The following is an 18,239-nucleotide window of genomic DNA, read 5'->3' as shown; positions in this document are numbered from 1 at the left end:
GCGGTGCCGCAGTTGCGCGGCGGCCGGGGGGCAGGTTCGCAGTTGGGCGGCGTCGTACAGCGTCGAGGCCGGGCGGGCCGGGGGCACGGTCGCGCGGGCCGGGCGGCGGGGCGCCGTACGGACCCGGCGCTGTCCGGACCCGGACGCCGTTCGGACCCGGACGCCGTCCGGACCTCGGGGCCTTCGGGGCCCTTGCCGCCGTCCCGTACGACGGGCCCGAGCCCCGGTGCGGCGCGCACCCCGGGGGGAGTGGGGCGTGCCGGCCGGGGCTCGGGAGGGAAGGGATCAGCTCAGGTGGAGCTGCTGACCCGGGAAGATCTCGTCGGCGTTCTCGACGATGTCCTTGTTCAGCTCGAAGAGCTTCTTCCAGCCGCCTTCGACCTTCTTGGTCTCGGCGATCTTGGAGAGGGTGTCGCCGGCCTTGACCTTGTATTCGCCGTCGCCCTTCTTGATCGGACCACGGGTCGTGTCGCGCGAGGCGGGCTGCTCCTGCTCGGCGCGCGGCGCGGACCGCTGCGGGGCGGGCTGCTCCTGCGGGGCGGCCTGCTGCTGACCCGGGTCGGCCGGGGCGGCCTCGTCGGAGCCGGCGTCGTTGGCGGCGTTGGACAGGCCCACGCCACAGCTCGGCCAGGCACCCTTGCCCTGGCCGGCCAGGACCTTCTCGGCGATCTGTATCTGCTGGGACTTCGTGGCCCGGTCGGCGCTGGACGCGAAGGCGTTGCCGCCGTACGCGGCCCAGGTGGAGGCGGAGAACTGGAGCCCGCCGTAGTACCCGTTGCCCGTGTTGATGGACCAGTTGCCGCCGGACTCGCACTGGGCGACGGTGTCCCACTCGGAGGTGGTCGCGGCGGAGGCGGAGGTGGTGGCCATCAGCGGGATGGCGACGGCCGCGCCGGTGATGCCGGCGAGTGTGGCGTAACGGCCGGCCTTGGACTGACGGCGGTGCTTGGCCTTGCCGGACTTGCTGGAAAACAGCATGCGAGATCTCCTCACCGACGCCTGCGAGGTGAGCTGTCGGGTTCGGGCCAAGTGAGTTGCCCGGCCGTGCGATCGGGGGAGACGTCCTGCTGTCTCCCCGCACACGGCTCCACCCCGAGCCGGCCGCGTGTGCGGTCGGCGCCTACCTGTGGGTCCCCCGCTCCTGCCTACGGCGCTTGACGCGACGTGTTCCCCCCGACCGACGGCAGGATTCGGCGTGACGGTCGACGGTGCCCGCGGTGCGAGCGGTTCAGACCGTAATCACAGGCATCCCGGATGTTCAAAGGAGGAACATCCGGGATGATTCGCCCATCCCGCCCCAGGAGAAACTCCGTTTACGCAGGTGGGGCGGAAGCCGGGCGCGTGGGCGGGCGGATCACATCAATGCGGGCAAAGAGATGCTTGTCTCACTTGCACAGATGCGGACATAAAGGTCTTAACTACCCCTGTTCCAGGGCCAGATCGAGGCTCTGGCCGGGCAGGATCAGATCGGCGTCGGAGCCGACGACCTCACGGTTCGCGGCGTAGAGCGCGGACCAGCCGCCGTCGACCTTCTGCTCGTCGGCGATGGTCCACAGGCTGTCGCCGGAACGGACGGTGTACGCGCCGCCCTCGGCACCCTGGCCCTCGGCGGCGGCGCCTTCGCGCGCCGAACCTTCGTCCCGCGAGGCCCGCTCGGCACCCGACGCACCCGACGCACCCGCTTCGAGAGACTCGTCCGCGTCCCCGGCATCGACGCCCGCGTCCGGATCCGTGCCGGCCGACGCGCCGGGCCCGGTGCTCGCGTCGGCCTCGGGGGCGGGCGCGCCCCGGTGCTTGCCGGTACCGGTGGCGGCCTCGGTGCTGGGCCGGACGGACGGCTCCTCGGCGGGCTCGTCCGTACCGAGGGCGGAGTCACGGCCGAACTGGCCGTACGGGGGCACCTCCTCGGGAGCGGCGGGCAGCTCGGCCTCCTCGCCCGGCGCGGTGTCCTCGGCCTCCGCGGCCTGCGCGGTCTCCTCGGAGGAACCTTCGGAAGGCTCGCTGTCCGGCGTCGTCCCGGCGTCCGCGGCGAGTCCGGTGATCAGCGCGCAGGTAGGCCAGGCGGCGGGGCCCTGCTCGGCCAGGATTCTCTCGGCGACGGCGATCTGCTGGCTGCGACTGGCCTGGTCGGCCGTGGGGGCGTACGCCGTACCGCCGAAGTCGGTCCAGGTCTCCTGGGCTATCTGGAGCCCGCCGTAGTACCCGTTTCCGAGGTCCGCGCTCCACATACCGCCGCTCTCGCAGTCGGCGACGCGGTCCCAGGTGGACGCCTCCGCCGCGCTCGCGCCACTCGCGCCGAGCAGCGGGATGGCGATCGCCGAGCCGGTCACCCCTGCCGCGACGATGAGGGCGGGGGCCTGACGGGGCCGACGGTGCCGACCGTTCCCGGAGCGCATGCGGTTGCCTTCCGTGAGACTTCTGGAGCGTGGCCCGGCAGGTGACAGCCGAGCCGGTCGTGAAGGTAGCGCCCCTCGAACGTCTGTCACAAGTCGATACAGCGGAGATCACGTGAAAGTCACAGTACTGACGTTCGGTCAGTCACTCACCGCTGTGAACTGCACCGGAAGCGTGCGCAGTCCGCGCATGATGAGCCCGCCGCGCCAGCGCAGTTCGGACGGATCGACCGCCGGCCGCAGGTCCGGCAGACGGGTCAGCAGCGTTCGGAGAGCGGTCTGTCCCTCCAGCCGGGCGAGCGGGGCGCCGAGGCAGTAGTGGATGCCGTGGCCGTAACCGAGGTGTTTGTTGTCACTCCGCGCGAGATCGAGCCGGTCCGGCTCGGCGAACCGCTCCGGGTCACGGTTCGCGGCGGCGAGTACGACGAGGACGGGATCGCCCACCGCGACGCTCTGCCCGCCGAGTTGGACGGGTTCGGTGGCGTACCGCCAGGTGGCGAGTTCCACCGGGCCGTCGTAGCGCAGGAGTTCCTCGATCCCGGTCGCGAGAAGCTCCGACTCGCCGGCGCGGAGGGAGGACTGGAGCCGCGTGCGCTGCTCGGGGTTGCGGAGCAGGGCATAGACCCCGTTCCCTATCAGATTCACAGTTGTCTCAAAACCGGCGAAGAGAAGGATGAAGGCCATCGCGGCGGCCTCGTTCTCGGTGAGGTGCTCGCCGTCGTCGCTCGCCCGGATCAGCCCGGAGATCAGGTCGTCGCCGAGGTCGTCCCGCTTGCGGTGGATCAGCTCGGCGAGATACGCCCGCATCTTCTTCACGGACCGCGCGACCCCGCCCCTCGGCCCGCCACCGTGCCGGATCATCATCCCGGCCCAGTCGCGGAAGTCGTCCTGGTCCTCGCGCGGGACGCCGAGCAGATCGCAGATGGCGTAGATGGGGAGCGGGAAGGCGAAGTCGTGGATCAGGTCGGCTTCTCCGCCGGCCGCGAAGGCGTCGATGAGCCCGTCCGTCAACTCCTGCACACGCGGCGCGAATTCGGCCACCCGCCGGGGCGTGAACGCCTGCGACACCAGCCGGCGGAGCCGGGTGTGGTCGGGCGGATCGATGTTTAGCAGATGCGTCATCAACTCGGCGCCCCGCTCCCCCGGAATCCCGGTCTTCCCCTTGGCGTGCGCCTGCGCGGCGTGGTGCGCGGGATTCTTCGACAACCGCGGATCGGCGAGCGCCCGCCGGGCATCCGCGTACCGCGTGACGAGCCACGCCTCGACCCCACTGGGCAACCGCGTCCGCCGCACGGGCTCGTGCTCGCGGAGCCAGGCGTAGGCGGGGTAGGGGTCGGTGGCGAACTCCCAGGTGAAGAGTTCGGGAGCGGGGGGCGGTGGGGTGGGTACGGGGTCGTGCATGGCCACGACAGTAAACCCGGGCGGTCGACCGGCGCCCCTCGGATGCCGCGCGTCCGGAGCCGATCCGGACCCGGCAGCGCGATCAGCGGGAACGGGGCCGTGAGGGTACGCCGTGGACGGGGCGCCGGTCCGGAATTCCGACACGTGAAGTGATGACGTCTGTCACCGCCCCCTCGTCGGCACCGCACGAACACTGGATCTCACCGGCTCGCGCCCGGCCCGGCCGTCGTCGGCCAGGGCGCCACGGTGTCTGTCCGTGGGACCGCAACACGTGCGCGAACGACACGGTGACGGCGTTCCCGGTCACCGGCCGACGCCCGGCGGGTGGCATCGCCCGCGCGGCGGAGCCGAACAAGTAAGGAGGAGCGGCGGCATGTTGAAGGAATGGCGGCACCGTCGGGCCGTGCGGCGGGTCAAACCCGGGGACGGGCGAGCGCTGAGGCGCTTCCGCTGGTGGCAGTCGCTCAGCCGCGTGCTGTTCCATCTCCGGCTGACGGGCGGCGACGGCCGGCGGACGGTCTACACCGTCGATGCCAGGCGTGGGGGCGACAACGGGACGGGCGAGTTCAAGGCCGATCTGTATCTCGACGGCAGGCACCATGCCCACTCCGGACTCCCCGCCGTGTTCCCCGTCCGGGGCGGCACCATCGAGGTGAGGATGAGCGCCTTCGGACTCAAGCGCTGCCACTACGTCACCGCCGAAGGCACCGAACACCAACTCGTCCCCGACCCCGCCTCCGCCGAGGGCCACCGCGCCCGCCTCGCCCACGCACACCCCACGCTGAGCCGCTGGATCGGTTCTTTCTCGGCTACCGTGCTCGTCGCCGCCCTGGTTCTGCTCATCCCGCAGATCATCGAACCGCTCAGCGCGATACCCCCGGTCGCCGAGCGCGTGGGGACCTTCACCTCACCCGTCCGCCTGCCGCTGTGGCTCAACATCACGACCGTGGCGGCCACGCTGACGGCCAGCACGGAGCGCGCGCTGCGACTGCGCTACAGCCGCCTGCTGGACGGGGCGGCGGGCTGACGCGGTCTCGTCTCGGCGGGCCGAGGCGGCCGCATCGTTACGGCGCGGGAGTGTCGGTGTCCGGGTGGGCGAAGTGGTCGAACTCGCCCGCTTTGACGCCGAGGATGAAGGCGCGGAGCTTCTCGGGGGTGGTGGTCACGACGACGTCGGGGTCGTCGCTCTCGTGGAGCTTGATGGAGCCGTCGTCGGCAGCGGCTATGTAAACGCAGTTGCCGCAGTTGCCGCTGTAGGAGGACTTCTGCCAGTCGTAGGTGGACATGTTCTCTACCCCATCACATGCTCTGCGCGATGCGCTGTCACGGCGCTTACCTCGCCATGCCCAACCGCATTACCCGGCTCACCGTCGACGAGGCGGGCGGCACCACCGGCCGATCTCTGGGTGACCGTGTCTCGTACATGCTCGCCCGGCCCCACGAACGCCCGCCCCGGCCAACGTTCCACCGGCTTCCGGGTGAAGTCCGCACGAGCCGTGTCGATCCGGGTCTCCTTGACGACCGGACCGGCCACTTCGTGGCGCAACTCGCCGCGCCTTCGGCCGAGTTCCGGGCCTCGGACGGGGACGTCGTCCTTGTCGACGTGGCGACGGGGTCCCAGGCGTGGACGGAGTCCGAGCCGGACGGCTGGTCCGTACACCAGAGCGGCCCGTTGCGGCTGTGGGACCAGGTGGAGACAGCCCTCCTGAGCTGGCGGGCGGCGGGAGCACCCGACCAGACCGCCTTCGGGATGACCGTCACGACCGCGACGCAAACCGTCTGGCTCGGCGCCCCGGACGGGCCGAGTTGGCGGCTCCCGGTCTGAGGAGGGAACGCGTCGGCGGCTACCCCTCCGAGCCGCCCCGCTCCGGGCCCCGATCCGGTTCCCCGTCCCGTTCCGCCGCCCGGATCGCGTCACGGTAGACGCGGGACGTCTCCCGCAGCGCCGATTCCGGGTCGATGCCCGATGCCTCCGCGCGGGCCGCCAGGGCGAGGAGCGCGGGGCCGATGTCGTCGCCGGCCGGGAGGGGGATGTCGAGGGCGGCGGCCGTGGCGCGGGAGACGAGCTTCGCGGCCAGGGCCAGGGCCGGCTGGCCCAGGGGGACGCCGTCCGTGATCGATTCGCGATGTTTTTCCGCCGCCTTCGTGCGCAGCCAGTGCGCGTGCACGTCCTCCGGGGTCTCGGCCGTCTCGTCGCCGAAGACATGGGGGTGGCGGTGGATCAGCTTGTCCACGATCGTGGCCGCGACGTCGTCGATCGAGAACGGCTCATCGTCCTCCTCGGGGCCGCCCTCCTCGGCGATGCGGGCGTGGAAGACCACCTGGAGCAGGACGTCGCCCAGTTCCTCGCGCAGTTCGTCGCGGTCGCCGCCCTCGATCGCCTCGACCAGTTCGTACGCCTCCTCGATGGCGTACTTGGCGAGGCCCTCGTGCGTACGGGTGGAGGACCAGGGGCATTCCGCGCGGATGCGGTCCATGACCTGGACGAGGTCGAGGAGGCGGGCGCCCGGGAGGTCGTACGAGCCGGGGAGGAGTTCCAGGTCGGGCATGTCGACGCGGCCGGAGCCCGCGAGGCGGGCGAGGCCGTCGGTGAGTGCCTGGTCGTGGCCGCCGTCGCCGTCCCCCGTGAGCAGGACCACGACCGTACGGCCGCCCGCGCAGGCGTCGACCAGTTCCCGTGCGGCGGGCGCGGTGTGCTGGACGGTGACACCGGCCTCGCGCAGATACGGCAGCTGGGGATGCGCGGCGTCCGCGCACAGGACCTGGCCGGCCGTGTGCAGCGTCTGCCAGGCGGGCCAGGACAGTACACCGGGGGCGACCCGGTGGCTGACGGTCAGCAGGACGATACGGCCGGGGTCCGCGGCGGATTCTTCAGTCACCCGCAGCAACCTACCCCCGGCCGTCGGCCGTCCCGCCGGCCGGGGCGGTCAGGTGCCCGTCGCGACCTGCTCCGGCGCGGCCTCCTTGGTGACCTGGCTGAGCCAGGGGGTCTTCGCCTCGCCGAGCCGCACCTGCTTGACGTCCCACGCGCCGTAGCGCGGGTTGACGTCGATGCCCAGCTTCTCGGAGGTCTTGACGAGAGCGTCCAGGACCCGCTGCTGGCCCTCGGGTGTGGTGGTGTTCGCGCCCAGCGCCTGGGCGAGCTTCGTCATCAGGACCTCGCGGCGGACCGCGGTGTCGATCTGGTCCGGGGTGAGCGCGCCCTGCTGGAGCAGCATCGCCGCCAGCTGGTCCTCGCCGCCGGACTGCTGGGCCGCCGACTGCCGGGTGGTCTGGATCTCCTTGCGGGTCGCCGTCACCCCGGCGTCGGCCGCGGCCTTGTCGAGGATGCGGTCGAAGATCATGCTGTTGAGCTTGATCTGCCCGAGCCGGCCGGTGTTCTTGATCAGTTCGGCCGCCTGCGGGGACTTGCCCTGCGCGTCGCGTACGTCCCGGACCTGGGCCTGGAGCGCGGACACCTCGATACGGTCGCCCCCGACGACGGCCGCGGCGCCGGGGTGGGCGTCGTTGCCGCAGGCGGTCAGGAGCGGGGCCGCGGCGAGGAGCGCGGCTGAGAGGGTGAGCGCTGTGCGCCGGCGGCGGTACAAAGGGTGCCTCCTGGATCGTGACAACGACCGTGCGTGGATCGATGGTAGGCAGTGGCGGCTGGTCCGATCCAGTCGGCCTGCTCTTTTGCGAAATCTTCGCCGGCCGGGGCCGCCGGGACAGGGTCCGGGGCCGCCGGGACAGGGCCCGGGTCGGGCGGGACAAGGCCCGGGTCGACAGGGCCCGGGTCCGCCGGAACAGGACCTAGTTCCGTCGGGTGCCGCCCCGGAACTGCTGCCGGTGGTCGAGCCCCCGGCGCAGTTCGGCGGGCAGCGGGTGGTACGGGCCGTACGCCCGCTCCGCGTCGTACAGCAGGTACTGCAACTGCTGGTGCGCTCCCGTGTGGTCACCGACCGCGAGCAGCAGGTGCCCGATGCGGTGCCGGACGTCGAAGGCGCGGGACTGGTCGGCGCCGGGCTGTCCGACGGCCTCGTAGTGGGGCAGCACCGCGCGGTACTCGTCGAGCGCGGCGCTCGCCTCGCCGAGCTGTTCGAGGCACTGCGCCGCGTCCTGGCGGAACTGGAGTGTCCCCGGGTCGCCGGGGCCCGCCTCGGCCGCGCGGTCGTCGGCGAGGCGGCGCAGTTCGGGCAGGGCGCGGCGGTACTGGCCGTCGTCCATCAGGGTCGTCGCGTACAGCTTGCGCAGGATGCGGACGACCGGTGAGCGCGGGCCGTGCTCGGCCGCCGCCGCGGGGAGGATGCCACCGAGGATGTCGACCGCCTGGGTGATGCTGCCCTCGCCGAGGAGCCGCTTGGCCTCGTCCACGGCGGCGGCGACGTCGGGGCGCCGGGCGGGGACGTGGTCGGGCTTCGGCGGCAGGGGCATGGACGGCGGCGCGGTGGCCCGGTCCGGCCAGGGCGCGTGCGGGCGCAGGAACGGGCGGGTGGGGTCGAGGGCCTTGCCCGCGCCGCCGGGGTGCGGGGCGCCGACCACGCCGCGGGTGGGCAGCAGCGGGGCGAGCGCCTCGTAGACCTCCTGGGCGCCGGCGGGCCGGTGCTGCGGGTCCTTGGCGAGCAGGCGCAGGACGAGCGCCTCCAGCGTCTCGGGGATCTCGGGGCGGATGCGGCGGACCGGCATGGGTGCCTCGTACAGATGCCGGTGCAGGACGCCGAGGGCGGTCGCGCCGGGGAACGGGACGCTGCCGCTGAGGAGTTCGTGCAGGAGCACGCCGAGGGCGTAGAGGTCGGTGTACGGGCCGACGGCGCCGCCCATGACCTGCTCGGGCGCCATGTAGGCGGGGCTGCCGATGACCGATCCGGTGTGGGTGAGACGGGTGGTGTCGGTGTCCATGACGGAGGCGACGCCGAGGTCGAGGACGAGGACGGAGCCGTCGGGCTGGACCATCACGTTGCGCGGCTTGAGGTCGCGGTGCACGATCGGCACCGCGTGCACGGCGGCGAGGACGGCGCACAGCTGGGCGGCGACGGAGGCGGCCCACTGCCACGGGTAGGGCGCGTGGGAGGTGAAGTGGGCGGCGAGGTCGGTGCCTTCGACGTACTGCATGATCAGGTACAGGTCGTCGCCGTCGCTGCCCGCGTCGTGGACGGTGACCAGACCGGGGTGGTTGACCTGCGCGGTGACCCGGCACTCGCGGACGAAGCGGCGGCGCATGTCCTCGGCGCCGGCTTCGGCGGCCACCTTGTCGGGGCGCAGCAGTTTCACGGCGACGCGGCGGCCGAGGCGCTGGTCGTACGCCGTCCAGACCTGGCCCATGCCGCCCTGGCCGATGAGGCCGGCCATCTCGTAACGGTCCGCGACGACGCGGGCGTTCACCGCTTGTCGCCCCCGCCGGAGCCGGAGTCCCAGCCGTCGTGGCTGTCCCGGCCACCGCCACGGGCGTCGGGGCCCGCCGGGGAGCCGGGGGTGCCGTGGCCGTCACGAGGGTCACGGCCGTCGCGGCTGTCGCGGCGCAGGAGGTCGCTCAACTCGTCCAGCTCGGCGCGCATCTGGTCGATACGGGGCGGGGGCGTGTGGGCGGGCGGCGCCGGGTGGCCGGGCTGGGCCGGGACCGGGGTGGGCGGGCCGGACTGCGCGTGCGGCGGCGGAGGAGTGGTCATCGGCCGGGTGGGACCGCCGTATCCGTAACCGTGGTTGGCGGGCGGCTGGTACCCCTGCATCGGGGGCGGCGGGTAGTAACCCGGGTACGGCGCGGCGGAGGCGGCGACCCGGTAGTGCTTGAAGTCCGCGTACAGGTAGTAGGCGATGGCGGCGGCGCCGGTCGACAGCATGCCGAACATCCCGATGTTGCCCTGGGGACTGCTGTAGTCGCTGGTGTCGTCCTGGGACAGGAAGATGATCCAGACGATGTTCAGGACGACGTTGACCACGAACAGCGTCCAGTTGAGGGCGGTCCGGGTCAGGATCGCCACCCGCAGGGTCGCCGCCCAGGCGAGGAAACCGCAGGTGAAGAACGGCAACCCGACGAAGATCACGCGAAGGAAGGCGAGCATGCCGGGCGAGGGTGTGCCACTCGGCGGACGTTGCGCTATTCCGGGGCCGTGCATGCTGCTCCTGACAGGCCAGGGGGGACGACTGCGAAAGCGTATCGAGGGTATACACCGGCACCGCCCGCCGAACCCCGTCCTGTGGATTCCCCCGGCCGCCGGACCTGTCCCCCTCGCTCAGTCCCGGCGGCGCACCCGCACATGGGGTCCGACATGGACACCGTAGCCTCGTGGGGCCCGCCGTGCACGGGGCCCGCGCCCCGGGGTTGCTCCCGGTGTCCGCGCGGGCCGCCCCGCCGGTGCTCAGCCGCCGCACTGGGCGGTCATGACGCGCTTGTCGGCGGCGGTCACCGGCAGTTCGTACTTCGCCGCGACCTGCGCGAAGCGCACCACGTACGCGCAGCGGACCGGCTTGCTGGGCGGCAGCCAGGACGCCGGGCCGGAGTCGCCCTTGCCGCTGTTGGTGGGGCCGTCGACCGGGAGGAGATTGAGCGGGTCGTTGGCCAACCGCTCCCGCTTGTCCTCGTTCCAGCGGGCGGCGCCCATCTGCCAGCCGTAGGAGAGCGGCACCATGTGGTCTATCTGCACGGCCGTCGCCCGCTGCTTCTTCCAGGCGATGTCCTTGCCGGTGTACGGGTCGTGCAGCGTCATCGAGACGACCACGCAGTCGGAGCCGGACTTGAACGCGACGTCCTGGCCGTCCCGTTCGAGCAGATCGTTACGGGTGTCGCAGCCGTTGCGGGCGAACGGGACGCCGTCCACCGAGTCCTTCCACGCGTAGCCGAACGCGTCGCGGTCGTACCCCGTCCTCGGGCCGCGCCCCTTCACCTCCAGCGCGGCGATCAGCTTCCGGGCCGCCGCCAGGTCCGCGTCCCCGGTGAGGGGCGCGAGGCCGGGGGCGGTGCCGTCGCGGTTCTTGAGCGGGCTGGTCCCCTGCCCGGCCGAACCGCCCCCGTCCGCCGCGCCGTTGCCCGCGCCCGTGCCGTCGGAGGCGCCGGGCTGGACGGTGCCGATCGCGTCGCACCCCGCCAACGGGGAGGCGGCGAGGGCGACGACGAGCAGCAGGTGCGCGCGACGAACGGCACGGGCGGGACGGGCGGGACGCGGAGTCGTACCTTTGTGAACGGTCACGACCCCAGGATCGTCGTCAGGAACTCTCCCGTCCATGCCAGCAATTCACGTCCCACCACCGGCTTGCCGCCGATCTTCCCGGACGTCGGGCGCGGCACCAGGATCTGATGGGCCGTCGGCTTGATCACCGTACGCGGGTGCAGACGCTTCAGCCGCAGCTCCTGCGACTCCCTCAACTCCACCGGCGCGAAGCGGATGTTGGACCCCTGGAGGACGATCTCGCCGACCCCGCAGGCCCGCGCCAGCATCCGCAGCCCGGCCACCAGCAGCAGATTCTCGACCGGCTCCGGGAGCTTCCCGTAACGGTCCGTCAACTCCTCGCGTACGGCGGTGATGTCGGCCTCCGAGTTGGCGGAGGCGATCGCCCGGTACGCCTGGAGGCGCAGCCGCTCGCCGGGCGCGTAGTCGTGCGGGACGTGCGCGTCGACCGGCAGCTCGATCTTGACCTCCAGCGGCGGCTCCTCCTGCACCGAGCCGTCGACGGCCGCGCGGTAGTCCGCGACGGCCTCGCCCACCATGCGGACGTACAGGTCGAAGCCGACGCCCGCGATGTGCCCGGACTGTTCGCCGCCGAGCAGATTGCCCGCGCCCCGGATCTCCAGGTCCTTCATCGCGACGTACATGCCGGCGCCCATCTCGGTGTGCTGGGCGATCGTCGCGAGGCGCTCGTGGGCGGTCTCGGTCAGCGGCTTCTCCGGCGGGTACAGGAAGTACGCGTAGCCGCGCTCCCGGCCGCGCCCGACCCGGCCGCGCAACTGGTGGAGCTGGGACAGGCCGAAGTTGTCGCCGCGCTCCACCACGAGGGTGTTGGCGTTGGCGATGTCGATGCCGGACTCCACGATCGTGGTGGAGACGAGCACGTCGAACTTCTTCTCCCAGAAGTCCACCACGACCTGCTCCAGGGCCTGTTCGGACATCTGGCCGTGCGCGGTCGCGATACGCGCCTCCGGCACGATCTGGCGCAGCCGGGCGGTGGCGCGGTCGATGGACTCGACCCGGTTGTGGATGTAGAAGACCTGCCCCTCGCGCAGCAGTTCACGGCGGATCGCGGCGCCGATCTGCTTCTCCTCGTACGGGCCGACGAAGGTCAGCACCGGGTGCCGCTCCTCGGGCGGGGTGGTGATGGTCGACATCTCGCGGATGCCGGTGACCGCCATCTCCAGGGTGCGCGGGATCGGGGTGGCGGACATGGTCAGCACGTCGACGTTGGCGCGGAGCTTCTTCAGCTGCTCCTTGTGCTCGACACCGAAGCGCTGCTCCTCGTCCACGATGACCAGGCCGAGGTCCTTGAACTTCGTCTCGGAGGAGAAGAGGCGGTGCGTACCGATGACGATGTCGACCGAGCCCTCCCGCAGCCCTTCGAGGGTGGCCTTGGCCTCCGCGTCGCTCTGGAAGCGGGACAGGGCGCGGACGACCACGGGGAACTGCGCGTACCGCTCGGAGAACGTGCCGAAGTGCTGCTGCACCAGCAGGGTCGTGGGGACGAGGACGGCGACCTGCTTGCCGTCCTGGACGGCCTTGAAGGCGGCCCGCACCGCGATCTCCGTCTTGCCGTAACCGACGTCGCCGCAGACCAGGCGGTCCATCGGGACCGTCTTCTCCATGTCCTCCTTGACCTCGGCGATCGTGGAGAGCTGGTCGGGGGTCTCCACGTACGGGAACGCGTCCTCCAGCTCGCGCTGCCAGGGGGTGTCCGCGCCGAACGCGTGGCCCGGGGCCGCCATCCGCGCCGAGTACAACTTGATGAGGTCGGCGGCGATCTCCTTGACGGCCTTCTTGGCGCGCTGCTTGGTCTTGGTCCAGTCCGCGCCGCCGAGGCGGTGCAGGGTGGGGGCCTCGCCGCCGACGTACTTGGTGACCTGTTCGAGCTGGTCGGTCGGGATGTACAGGCGGTCGCCGGGCTGGCCGCGCTTGGCGGGCGCGTACTCGACGAGCAGATACTCGCGGGTCGCGTCCTGCACGGTGCGCTGCACCATCTCGACGTAGCGGCCGACGCCGTGCTGCTCGTGGACGATGTAGTCGCCCGACTCCAGGGTGAGCGGGTCGATCGTCTTGCGGCGCTTGGTCGGCATCCGCACGCCGTCCTTGCCCGCGGCCTTCTGGCCGGACAGGTCGGTCTCGGTGAGGACGGCGAGCGCCAGGCCCGGGTCGACGAAGCCGTGGTCGATGGAGCCGCGGGCGACGTGCACGACGGACGGGGTGATCTCGCCGAGGCCCCTGCCGTCGTGGGCCTCGGGGGTGTCGAGGCGGGCGGGGATGCCCTCGCCGCCCAGCACCTCGACGGTACGGGACGCGGTGCCGTGACCCTCCGTGACGTAGACGGTACGCCAGCCGTCGGCGAGCCAGCCCTTGGTGTCGGCGAGGGCGCGTGCGGTGTCGCCCCGGTACGTCTCGGGGGCGCGCATGCCCAGCTTGAGGGTGTCGGCGGACAGTTCCTCGTCGGCGGCGAACGGGGCCACCGACCACCACATCATGCCCAGCTCACGGGCCCGGTCACGGACGTCGGCGATGCCCCACAGGGAGGCCGCGCCCACGTCGATGGGCGCCTCGCCGCCGCCGGCCCCGGCGGCCCACGACGCCTGGAGGAACTCCTGGCTGGTGGCGACCAGATCGGCGGCGCGGGTACGGACCCGCTCGGGGTCGCAGACCAGGGCCATCGAACCCTTGGGCAGGACGTCGAGGACCAGCTCCATGTCGTCGACGAGGACTGGGGCCAGCGCCTCCATGCCTTCGACGGCGATGCCCTCGGAGATCTTGCCGAGCATGTCGGCCAGCTCCGGGTGCACCTCGGCGAGGGCGGCGGCCCGCTCCCGTACCTGCGGGGTCAGCAGCAGCTCACGGCAGGGCGGGGCCCACAGTCCGTGCTCGGCGACTTCGAGGGACCGCTGGTCGGCGATCTTGAAGTAGCGGATCTCCTCGATGTCGTCGCCCCAGAACTCCACCCGCAGCGGGTGCTCCTCGGTGGGCGGGAAGACGTCGAGGATGCCGCCGCGTACGGCGAACTCGCCGCGCTTCTCGACCAGTTCGACGCGGGAGTACGCGGCGGCTGCCAGCGCCTGCGTCACCTCGTCGAGATCGGCGGTGCCGCCGCCGCGCAGCGACACGGGCTCCAGGTCGCCCAGGCCCTTGACCTGCGGCTGGAGCACGGAACGGATGGGCGCGACAACCACACTGACCGGGCCGGCGCCGGGGTCGTCGGCGCTGGGGTGCGCGAGACGGCGCAGCACGGCGAGCCTGCGGCCCACGGTGTCGCTGCGCGGCGACAGGCGCTCGTGCGGCAGCGTCTCCCAGGACGGGAACTCCACGACGGAGTCGGCGGGCAGCAGCGACCGCAGCGCGGCGGCCAGGTCCTCGGCCTCCCGGCCGGTCGCGGTGACGGCGAGTACGGGGCGCCCGGCGTCCCGCGCGAGCGCGGCGACGACGAAGGGCCGGGCGGCGGGCGGCCCGACCAGATCGACGTGCGACCGGTGCCCGTCGGCGGCGGCACCGACCGCTTCGGCGAGCGCCGGGTCTCGTACAACGGCGTCGAGCAGACCGTGCAGGCTCATGAAGGGGCTTCCGTCCGGGTCCGGGGTGTGGGTGGGGTGGTCTGGGGGTGGGCGGTCTCGGGGGGTGGGGTCCGGGGTGTGCGGGTGTTCGGGTGTGCGTGGTGTCGCGGGTGCGGGCGGTCGGGGGTGTGTGCGGGTGGTCGGGGGCGGCAACGCAAAGGGCCCGACACGTCGAACGGGCCGGGGGTTCCAGCGTACGACCCCGGAGGGGTGGGCGTCGCACGGGACGGGTGGGAGCGGGTGGCGGGACGGGGACTTTGGCGAGAAGGCGCCACACATCGACGTTGCTCTGTGTAATCGGCGGCGATAGAATCTGTGACAGCAGCAAGTCGGAACTCGCACCTGGAGGCAACGAGTGAACCGTTCTTGGGAAGCCGACCCGTCCGCGTTATTCGAGCGGCGCCTGGGCAAAACAGCTCAGGAACTCGGGAATTCGAAGGACGAGGAAGACTGCCCGGACATCTGGCGGCTGGACAACGGTGACATAGCCGTCGTTGGCCGAGATCTCACAGCCGATTACTCGGGAAGACTGCCCGCCGGGGTCTCTCTCGCAGCGGACGAACGCCTCGTCGTCATTCCCGGGAACATGCTCAGCGCCGCCAAGAAAGACATCCCGGATGCTTGATCTCACCGTACCGACGATCGACCCCGAACTGGGCCGGCGCCTCGTGAGCAAGGACTACAAACGCGACTTCAGGGAACACAACGCGGTGATACAGGACAGCACCGGATGGAAGCTGGAGCGGCGGCAGTACTTCGAGGAGCAGCACGATCCCAGCAGGGACGCTCTCACGCGCGGTGACTGGCAGGAAGTTCTCCGGCTCTTCGCCGAGGACCGGGACAGCGTACTGGCCAAGGCCGAGAGGGACAGAGAACGTCGGTTCACCTTCCATCGGGTACGCGTGGTCGAGTACCCCGTCACCCCGTATGTGCAATGGGAACTGCACTGGCTGCGGCAGCACGACGAACTGGGCGGCAGCCGGGTACGTATCGTCACCGCGGATCAAGTCGCGGATGCGGAGAAATCGGAGAAGTTACCGGAGATGGTCGTCCTTGGCGGCCGAGTTCTCTACAACGTCATCTACAGCGACTCCGGTGTACCGATGGGGTCCCTTCGCTTCACCGACGAGGAACACGTCCGTTCCTGGGAGCGGTACATCAGATCGCTCTTCGAGATCGGCGAGGACATCGCCTCTTACTTCCCCCGCGAAATCGCGCCCCTGCCCGCGCCAGTCCCATAACCCGGAGCACATCATCAACGAGCACAACGAGGCATCGGAGGTTCCCGACCGGTCGAGCAATGACCTGTCGGGAACGTCCCAGGACGTCGTCCAGGCCGGGAGCGTCACCGGCGGAGTTCACTTCCATCGGCACGGAGAGGGTGAGGCGGGCCGCGAAGGACCGGTGCCTCGCCAGTTACCGGGCGACATACACCGCTTCATCAACCGCAGCAGCGAACTGGGCCAGCTGAATGCCGTTCTGCCCCGTGAGGACGGTGACGGCTCCCCCGTCGTCGTCTCGGTCGCCGTCGTCGCGGGTACGGCCGGTGCGGGCAAGACCTCGCTCGTGCTGCACTGGGCGCACCAGGTCCGTGAGCGTTTCCCCGACGGGCAGTTGTACGTCAATCTGCGGGGGTACGACCCCGCGCAACCGCTGAGTGCCCAGGAGGCCCTCCGCGGATTCCTCTCCGCCCTCGGCGTGCGGGCGGACTCCGTGCCGCGGGAACCCGATGCCGCAGCCGCGCTCTACCGCTCCCTGCTGGCCGACCGGACGATGCTGATCGTCCTGGACAACGCGGCGACAGTCGCGCAGGTACGACCCCTGCTGCCCGGCGGCTCGAAGTGCCTGACGGTGGTGACGAGCCGCAGCAGGCTCTCCGGGCTCGCCATCAGGGACGGGGCGCACCGGCTGACACTCGGCACGCTGCCCGAACCGGAAGCCGTCGCGCTGCTTCGGGCGGTGACCGCCGGTTACCGGGCCGAGGACGATCTGCGTGAGATTGCCGAACTCGCCAAACTCTGCGCCGAGCTGCCGCTCGCTCTGCGCATCGCCGGCGAGCGTGCCGCGAGCAATCCGCATCTACGTCTGGCCGATCTGATCGCCGAACTGCGCGACGAGTCCGCCCTCTGGGACGCGCTCAGCGTCGGGGACGCGGAGGAGGCCGAGGCCGTCCGCACCGTGTTCGCGTGGTCCTACCGTGCGCTGTCCGAACCGGGCGCGACGCTCTTCCGGCAGCTCGGTGTGCACCCCGGGCCCGAGTTCGGACTGGCCGCCGCCGGTGCACTCGCCGCCCTGCCCGCCATACAGACCCGCCAGCTGCTCGACTCCCTCGTCGGGGCACACCTGCTGGAGCAGACGGGGCCTGACCGCTACCAGTTCCACGACCTGCTGCGCGCGTACGCCGCCGGGCTCACCCGGCAGGAGAAGCCTCAGGAGGAGGGACAAGCCGCTCTTGAACGGGTGCTGAGCTGGTACCTGTGCACTGCGGAGGCAGCGCGGGTCAGACTCGCCCCCTCGGAGGAGCACGTATCGCTGCCTGAACTGCCCGAGACCGTCCGTCCGTTGGAATTCGCAGACTACGACGCGGCGATGGACTGGGCTGAGCGCGAGCAGACCAACCTGCTCCGGACGGTCGGCGCCGCAGCGGCCGGTGGACAAGACGCGCTGGCATGGAAGTTGGCTCTGGTCCTGTGGTACATGCAGCCGCCGTCCGCGTCCATGACGGACTGGGTGGCCGTGGGGACCACGGGGGTGGAAGCGGCCCGCCGGGTGGGCGACCCCACCGCCGAGGCGGAACTCCTCAGCTGTCTGGGCATGGCACATCACCGGATCAACGCGTGGGACGAGAGCCTGGACTGCCATCAGCGGGCGCTGGCGATCCGCCGTGGCAACGGCGACGGGGCCGGTGAGGCGAGCTCACTGAATCTGATCGCGCTCATTCACCTGAGGCGACGCCGACTGAGCGACGCGGCTGCCCATTTCGAGCAGGCCGCGACCCTCTGGCAGGAGGCCGGCTCCGAACGCTGGGCCGCTTCCGCCCTGGCGAACCTGGCCGCCACGCACTACAACGCGGGACGGCTCGAAGAGGCCGCTGTCTCCGCCGAAGAGGCGCTGGCCGTCCAGCGCGCCCTGGGAAACGCGGGGAGCGAAGGCAACGTTCTGCGCATCCTGAGCTGTCTCCACCGCGAGCGGGGCGAGTTGGACGAGGCGCTGCGCCTGGCCGAGGAGGCCATGAACATCGCGCTTGTCCTGCGCGACCAGATCTATGAGGGCTACTGGCTGCTGACGCTCGGAGACGCCCAACTGGCTCTGGGCCGAACCGCCGACGCCCTCACCTCCTACCAGCGCTCCGCCGAGCTGCACCGGCGGCTCGGCAACCGAAGTCGTGAGGCGATGGCCTGGTACGGCACGGGTGAGGCGTACCGCGCGCTCGGCCGGCCGGAGGAAGCCGTCCACTTCCACCGTCGTGCCGCCGCCGTGCATCACGACCTCGGCGACTCCTGGCACGAGGCACTGGCCCTCGCGGCACTGGCGTCCGCGACGGAGCAGTCCGCGACAGAGCCGGCCGAGGCACCCGGTGCGGGGGACGCGCAGCGGGCGGAGGCTCTGCGGCTCATCTCCGCCTACGACGACCGACGGGCGGGCGCTCTACGCCTTCGTCTCGGCGGGTGGAGCGCATAGGCTCCCGGCGGGAGGCGATTTCGTCGAGGCGGGGTGGGAATCCTGGGAGAGGCACG

15 protein-coding genes and 1 riboswitch are annotated in these 18,239 nt (G+C 71.5%); of the genes, 5 read left to right on the top strand and 10 right to left on the bottom strand.

Annotation, left to right across the window (positions count from 1 at the left end; genetic code table 11):
- Nucleotides 1–285: 285 nt before the first annotated feature.
- From OG875_RS19065 to OG875_RS19055, 3 genes are all read right to left on the bottom strand, one after another.
- Entirely contained in the window at nt 286–978 is a 693-nt protein-coding gene (locus OG875_RS19065) for a transglycosylase family protein (RefSeq protein ID WP_330175432.1), read from the bottom strand.
- Between the two features lie 3 nt (nt 979–981).
- A riboswitch (cyclic di-AMP (ydaO/yuaA leader) is annotated at nt 982–1,163 on the bottom strand.
- A 255-nt stretch (nt 1,164–1,418) separates the two neighbouring features.
- A complete protein-coding gene (locus tag OG875_RS19060; protein WP_330175431.1) occupies nt 1,419–2,396 on the bottom strand; it encodes a transglycosylase family protein in 978 nt (325 codons plus the stop codon).
- 138 nt (nt 2,397–2,534) lie between these two features.
- Nucleotides 2,535–3,794 (bottom strand): cytochrome P450 family protein, encoded by a 1,260-nt coding sequence (locus tag OG875_RS19055; protein ID WP_330175430.1) that lies wholly within the window; start codon nt 3,792–3,794, stop codon nt 2,535–2,537.
- Nucleotides 3,795–4,167: 373 nt separating this feature from the next.
- On the opposite strand from OG875_RS19055, the gene OG875_RS19050 reads away from it, so the two are divergent.
- Nucleotides 4,168–4,821: a hypothetical protein gene (locus OG875_RS19050; RefSeq protein ID WP_330175429.1), complete on the top strand. Its 654-nt coding sequence runs from the start codon at nt 4,168–4,170 to the stop codon at nt 4,819–4,821.
- A 37-nt stretch (nt 4,822–4,858) separates the two neighbouring features.
- Here OG875_RS19050 and OG875_RS19045 read toward each other — a convergent pair whose 3' ends face one another.
- Nucleotides 4,859–5,080 (bottom strand): DUF397 domain-containing protein, encoded by a 222-nt coding sequence (locus OG875_RS19045; RefSeq protein WP_330175428.1) that lies wholly within the window; start codon nt 5,078–5,080, stop codon nt 4,859–4,861.
- A gap of 56 nt (nt 5,081–5,136) precedes the next feature.
- Here OG875_RS19045 and OG875_RS19040 point away from each other — a divergent pair, with 56 nt between their 5' ends.
- Nucleotides 5,137–5,619: a hypothetical protein gene (locus OG875_RS19040; protein WP_330175427.1), complete on the top strand. Its 483-nt coding sequence runs from the start codon at nt 5,137–5,139 to the stop codon at nt 5,617–5,619.
- A gap of 19 nt (nt 5,620–5,638) precedes the next feature.
- On the opposite strand, the gene OG875_RS19035 is transcribed toward OG875_RS19040, so the two are convergent.
- From OG875_RS19035 to mfd, 6 genes are all read right to left on the bottom strand, one after another.
- Complete coding sequence (locus tag OG875_RS19035; protein WP_330175426.1) at nt 5,639–6,673, bottom strand: nucleoside triphosphate pyrophosphohydrolase; 1,035 nt, start codon at nt 6,671–6,673, stop codon at nt 5,639–5,641.
- Nucleotides 6,674–6,721: 48 nt separating this feature from the next.
- Nucleotides 6,722–7,381 carry a SurA N-terminal domain-containing protein gene (locus tag OG875_RS19030; RefSeq protein WP_330175425.1) on the bottom strand — a complete coding sequence of 220 codons (660 nt, stop codon included), beginning with the start codon at nt 7,379–7,381 and terminating at the stop codon, nt 6,722–6,724.
- A 202-nt stretch (nt 7,382–7,583) separates the two neighbouring features.
- Complete coding sequence (locus tag OG875_RS19025; RefSeq protein ID WP_330175424.1) at nt 7,584–9,152, bottom strand: serine/threonine-protein kinase; 1,569 nt, start codon at nt 9,150–9,152, stop codon at nt 7,584–7,586.
- Nucleotides 9,149–9,829 (bottom strand): hypothetical protein, encoded by a 681-nt coding sequence (locus tag OG875_RS19020; protein ID WP_330175423.1) that lies wholly within the window; start codon nt 9,827–9,829, stop codon nt 9,149–9,151. Before OG875_RS19020 ends, OG875_RS19025 begins: the two co-directional genes overlap by 4 nt.
- A 297-nt stretch (nt 9,830–10,126) precedes the next feature.
- Nucleotides 10,127–10,885 (bottom strand): HNH endonuclease family protein, encoded by a 759-nt coding sequence (locus tag OG875_RS19015; protein WP_330177804.1) that lies wholly within the window; start codon nt 10,883–10,885, stop codon nt 10,127–10,129.
- A gap of 65 nt (nt 10,886–10,950) precedes the next feature.
- A complete protein-coding gene (mfd, locus tag OG875_RS19010; RefSeq protein ID WP_330175422.1) occupies nt 10,951–14,502 on the bottom strand; it encodes a transcription-repair coupling factor in 3,552 nt (1,183 codons plus the stop codon).
- A 355-nt stretch (nt 14,503–14,857) separates the two neighbouring features.
- Between mfd and OG875_RS19005 the strand changes: the two genes are divergently transcribed.
- The 3 genes from OG875_RS19005 (at nt 14,858) to OG875_RS18995 (ending at nt 18,183) form a co-directional block, all read left to right on the top strand.
- The gene (locus tag OG875_RS19005; protein ID WP_330175421.1) at nt 14,858–15,127 is read left to right on the top strand and encodes a hypothetical protein; all 270 of its coding nucleotides are present in this window, start codon (nt 14,858–14,860) and stop codon (nt 15,125–15,127) included.
- A complete protein-coding gene (locus OG875_RS19000) occupies nt 15,120–15,743 on the top strand; it encodes a DUF6879 family protein (protein WP_330175420.1) in 624 nt (207 codons plus the stop codon). The genes OG875_RS19005 and OG875_RS19000 overlap by 8 nt, the downstream gene beginning before the upstream one ends.
- 163 nt (nt 15,744–15,906) lie before the next feature.
- Complete coding sequence (locus OG875_RS18995) at nt 15,907–18,183, top strand: ATP-binding protein (protein ID WP_330175419.1); 2,277 nt, start codon at nt 15,907–15,909, stop codon at nt 18,181–18,183.
- Nucleotides 18,184–18,239 lie beyond the last annotated feature (56 nt).

Origin of the sequence: Streptomyces sp. NBC_01498 (assembly GCF_036327775.1) — a bacterium.
In the GTDB taxonomy this organism is placed as follows: Bacteria; Actinomycetota; Actinomycetes; order Streptomycetales; family Streptomycetaceae; genus Streptomyces.
This window is presented reverse-complemented; position numbering and strand designations above follow the sequence as displayed.

Excerpts from the sequence above, each read along its gene's own strand:
- OG875_RS19065 (WP_330175432.1), bottom strand. The coding sequence starts at position 978 with ATGCTGTTTTCCAGCAAGTCCGGCAAGGCCAAGCACCGCCGTCAGTCC.
- OG875_RS19060 (WP_330175431.1), bottom strand. The coding sequence starts at position 2,396 with ATGCGCTCCGGGAACGGTCGGCACCGTCGGCCCCGTCAGGCCCCCGCC.
- OG875_RS19055 (WP_330175430.1), bottom strand. The coding sequence starts at position 3,794 with ATGCACGACCCCGTACCCACCCCACCGCCCCCCGCTCCCGAACTCTTC.
- OG875_RS19050 (WP_330175429.1), top strand. The coding sequence starts at position 4,168 with ATGTTGAAGGAATGGCGGCACCGTCGGGCCGTGCGGCGGGTCAAACCC.
- OG875_RS19045 (WP_330175428.1), bottom strand. The coding sequence starts at position 5,080 with ATGTCCACCTACGACTGGCAGAAGTCCTCCTACAGCGGCAACTGCGGC.
- OG875_RS19040 (WP_330175427.1), top strand. The coding sequence starts at position 5,137 with ATGCCCAACCGCATTACCCGGCTCACCGTCGACGAGGCGGGCGGCACC.
- OG875_RS19020 (WP_330175423.1), bottom strand. The coding sequence starts at position 9,829 with ATGCTCGCCTTCCTTCGCGTGATCTTCGTCGGGTTGCCGTTCTTCACC.
- mfd (WP_330175422.1), bottom strand. The coding sequence starts at position 14,502 with ATGAGCCTGCACGGTCTGCTCGACGCCGTTGTACGAGACCCGGCGCTC.
- OG875_RS19000 (WP_330175420.1), top strand. The coding sequence starts at position 15,120 with ATGCTTGATCTCACCGTACCGACGATCGACCCCGAACTGGGCCGGCGC.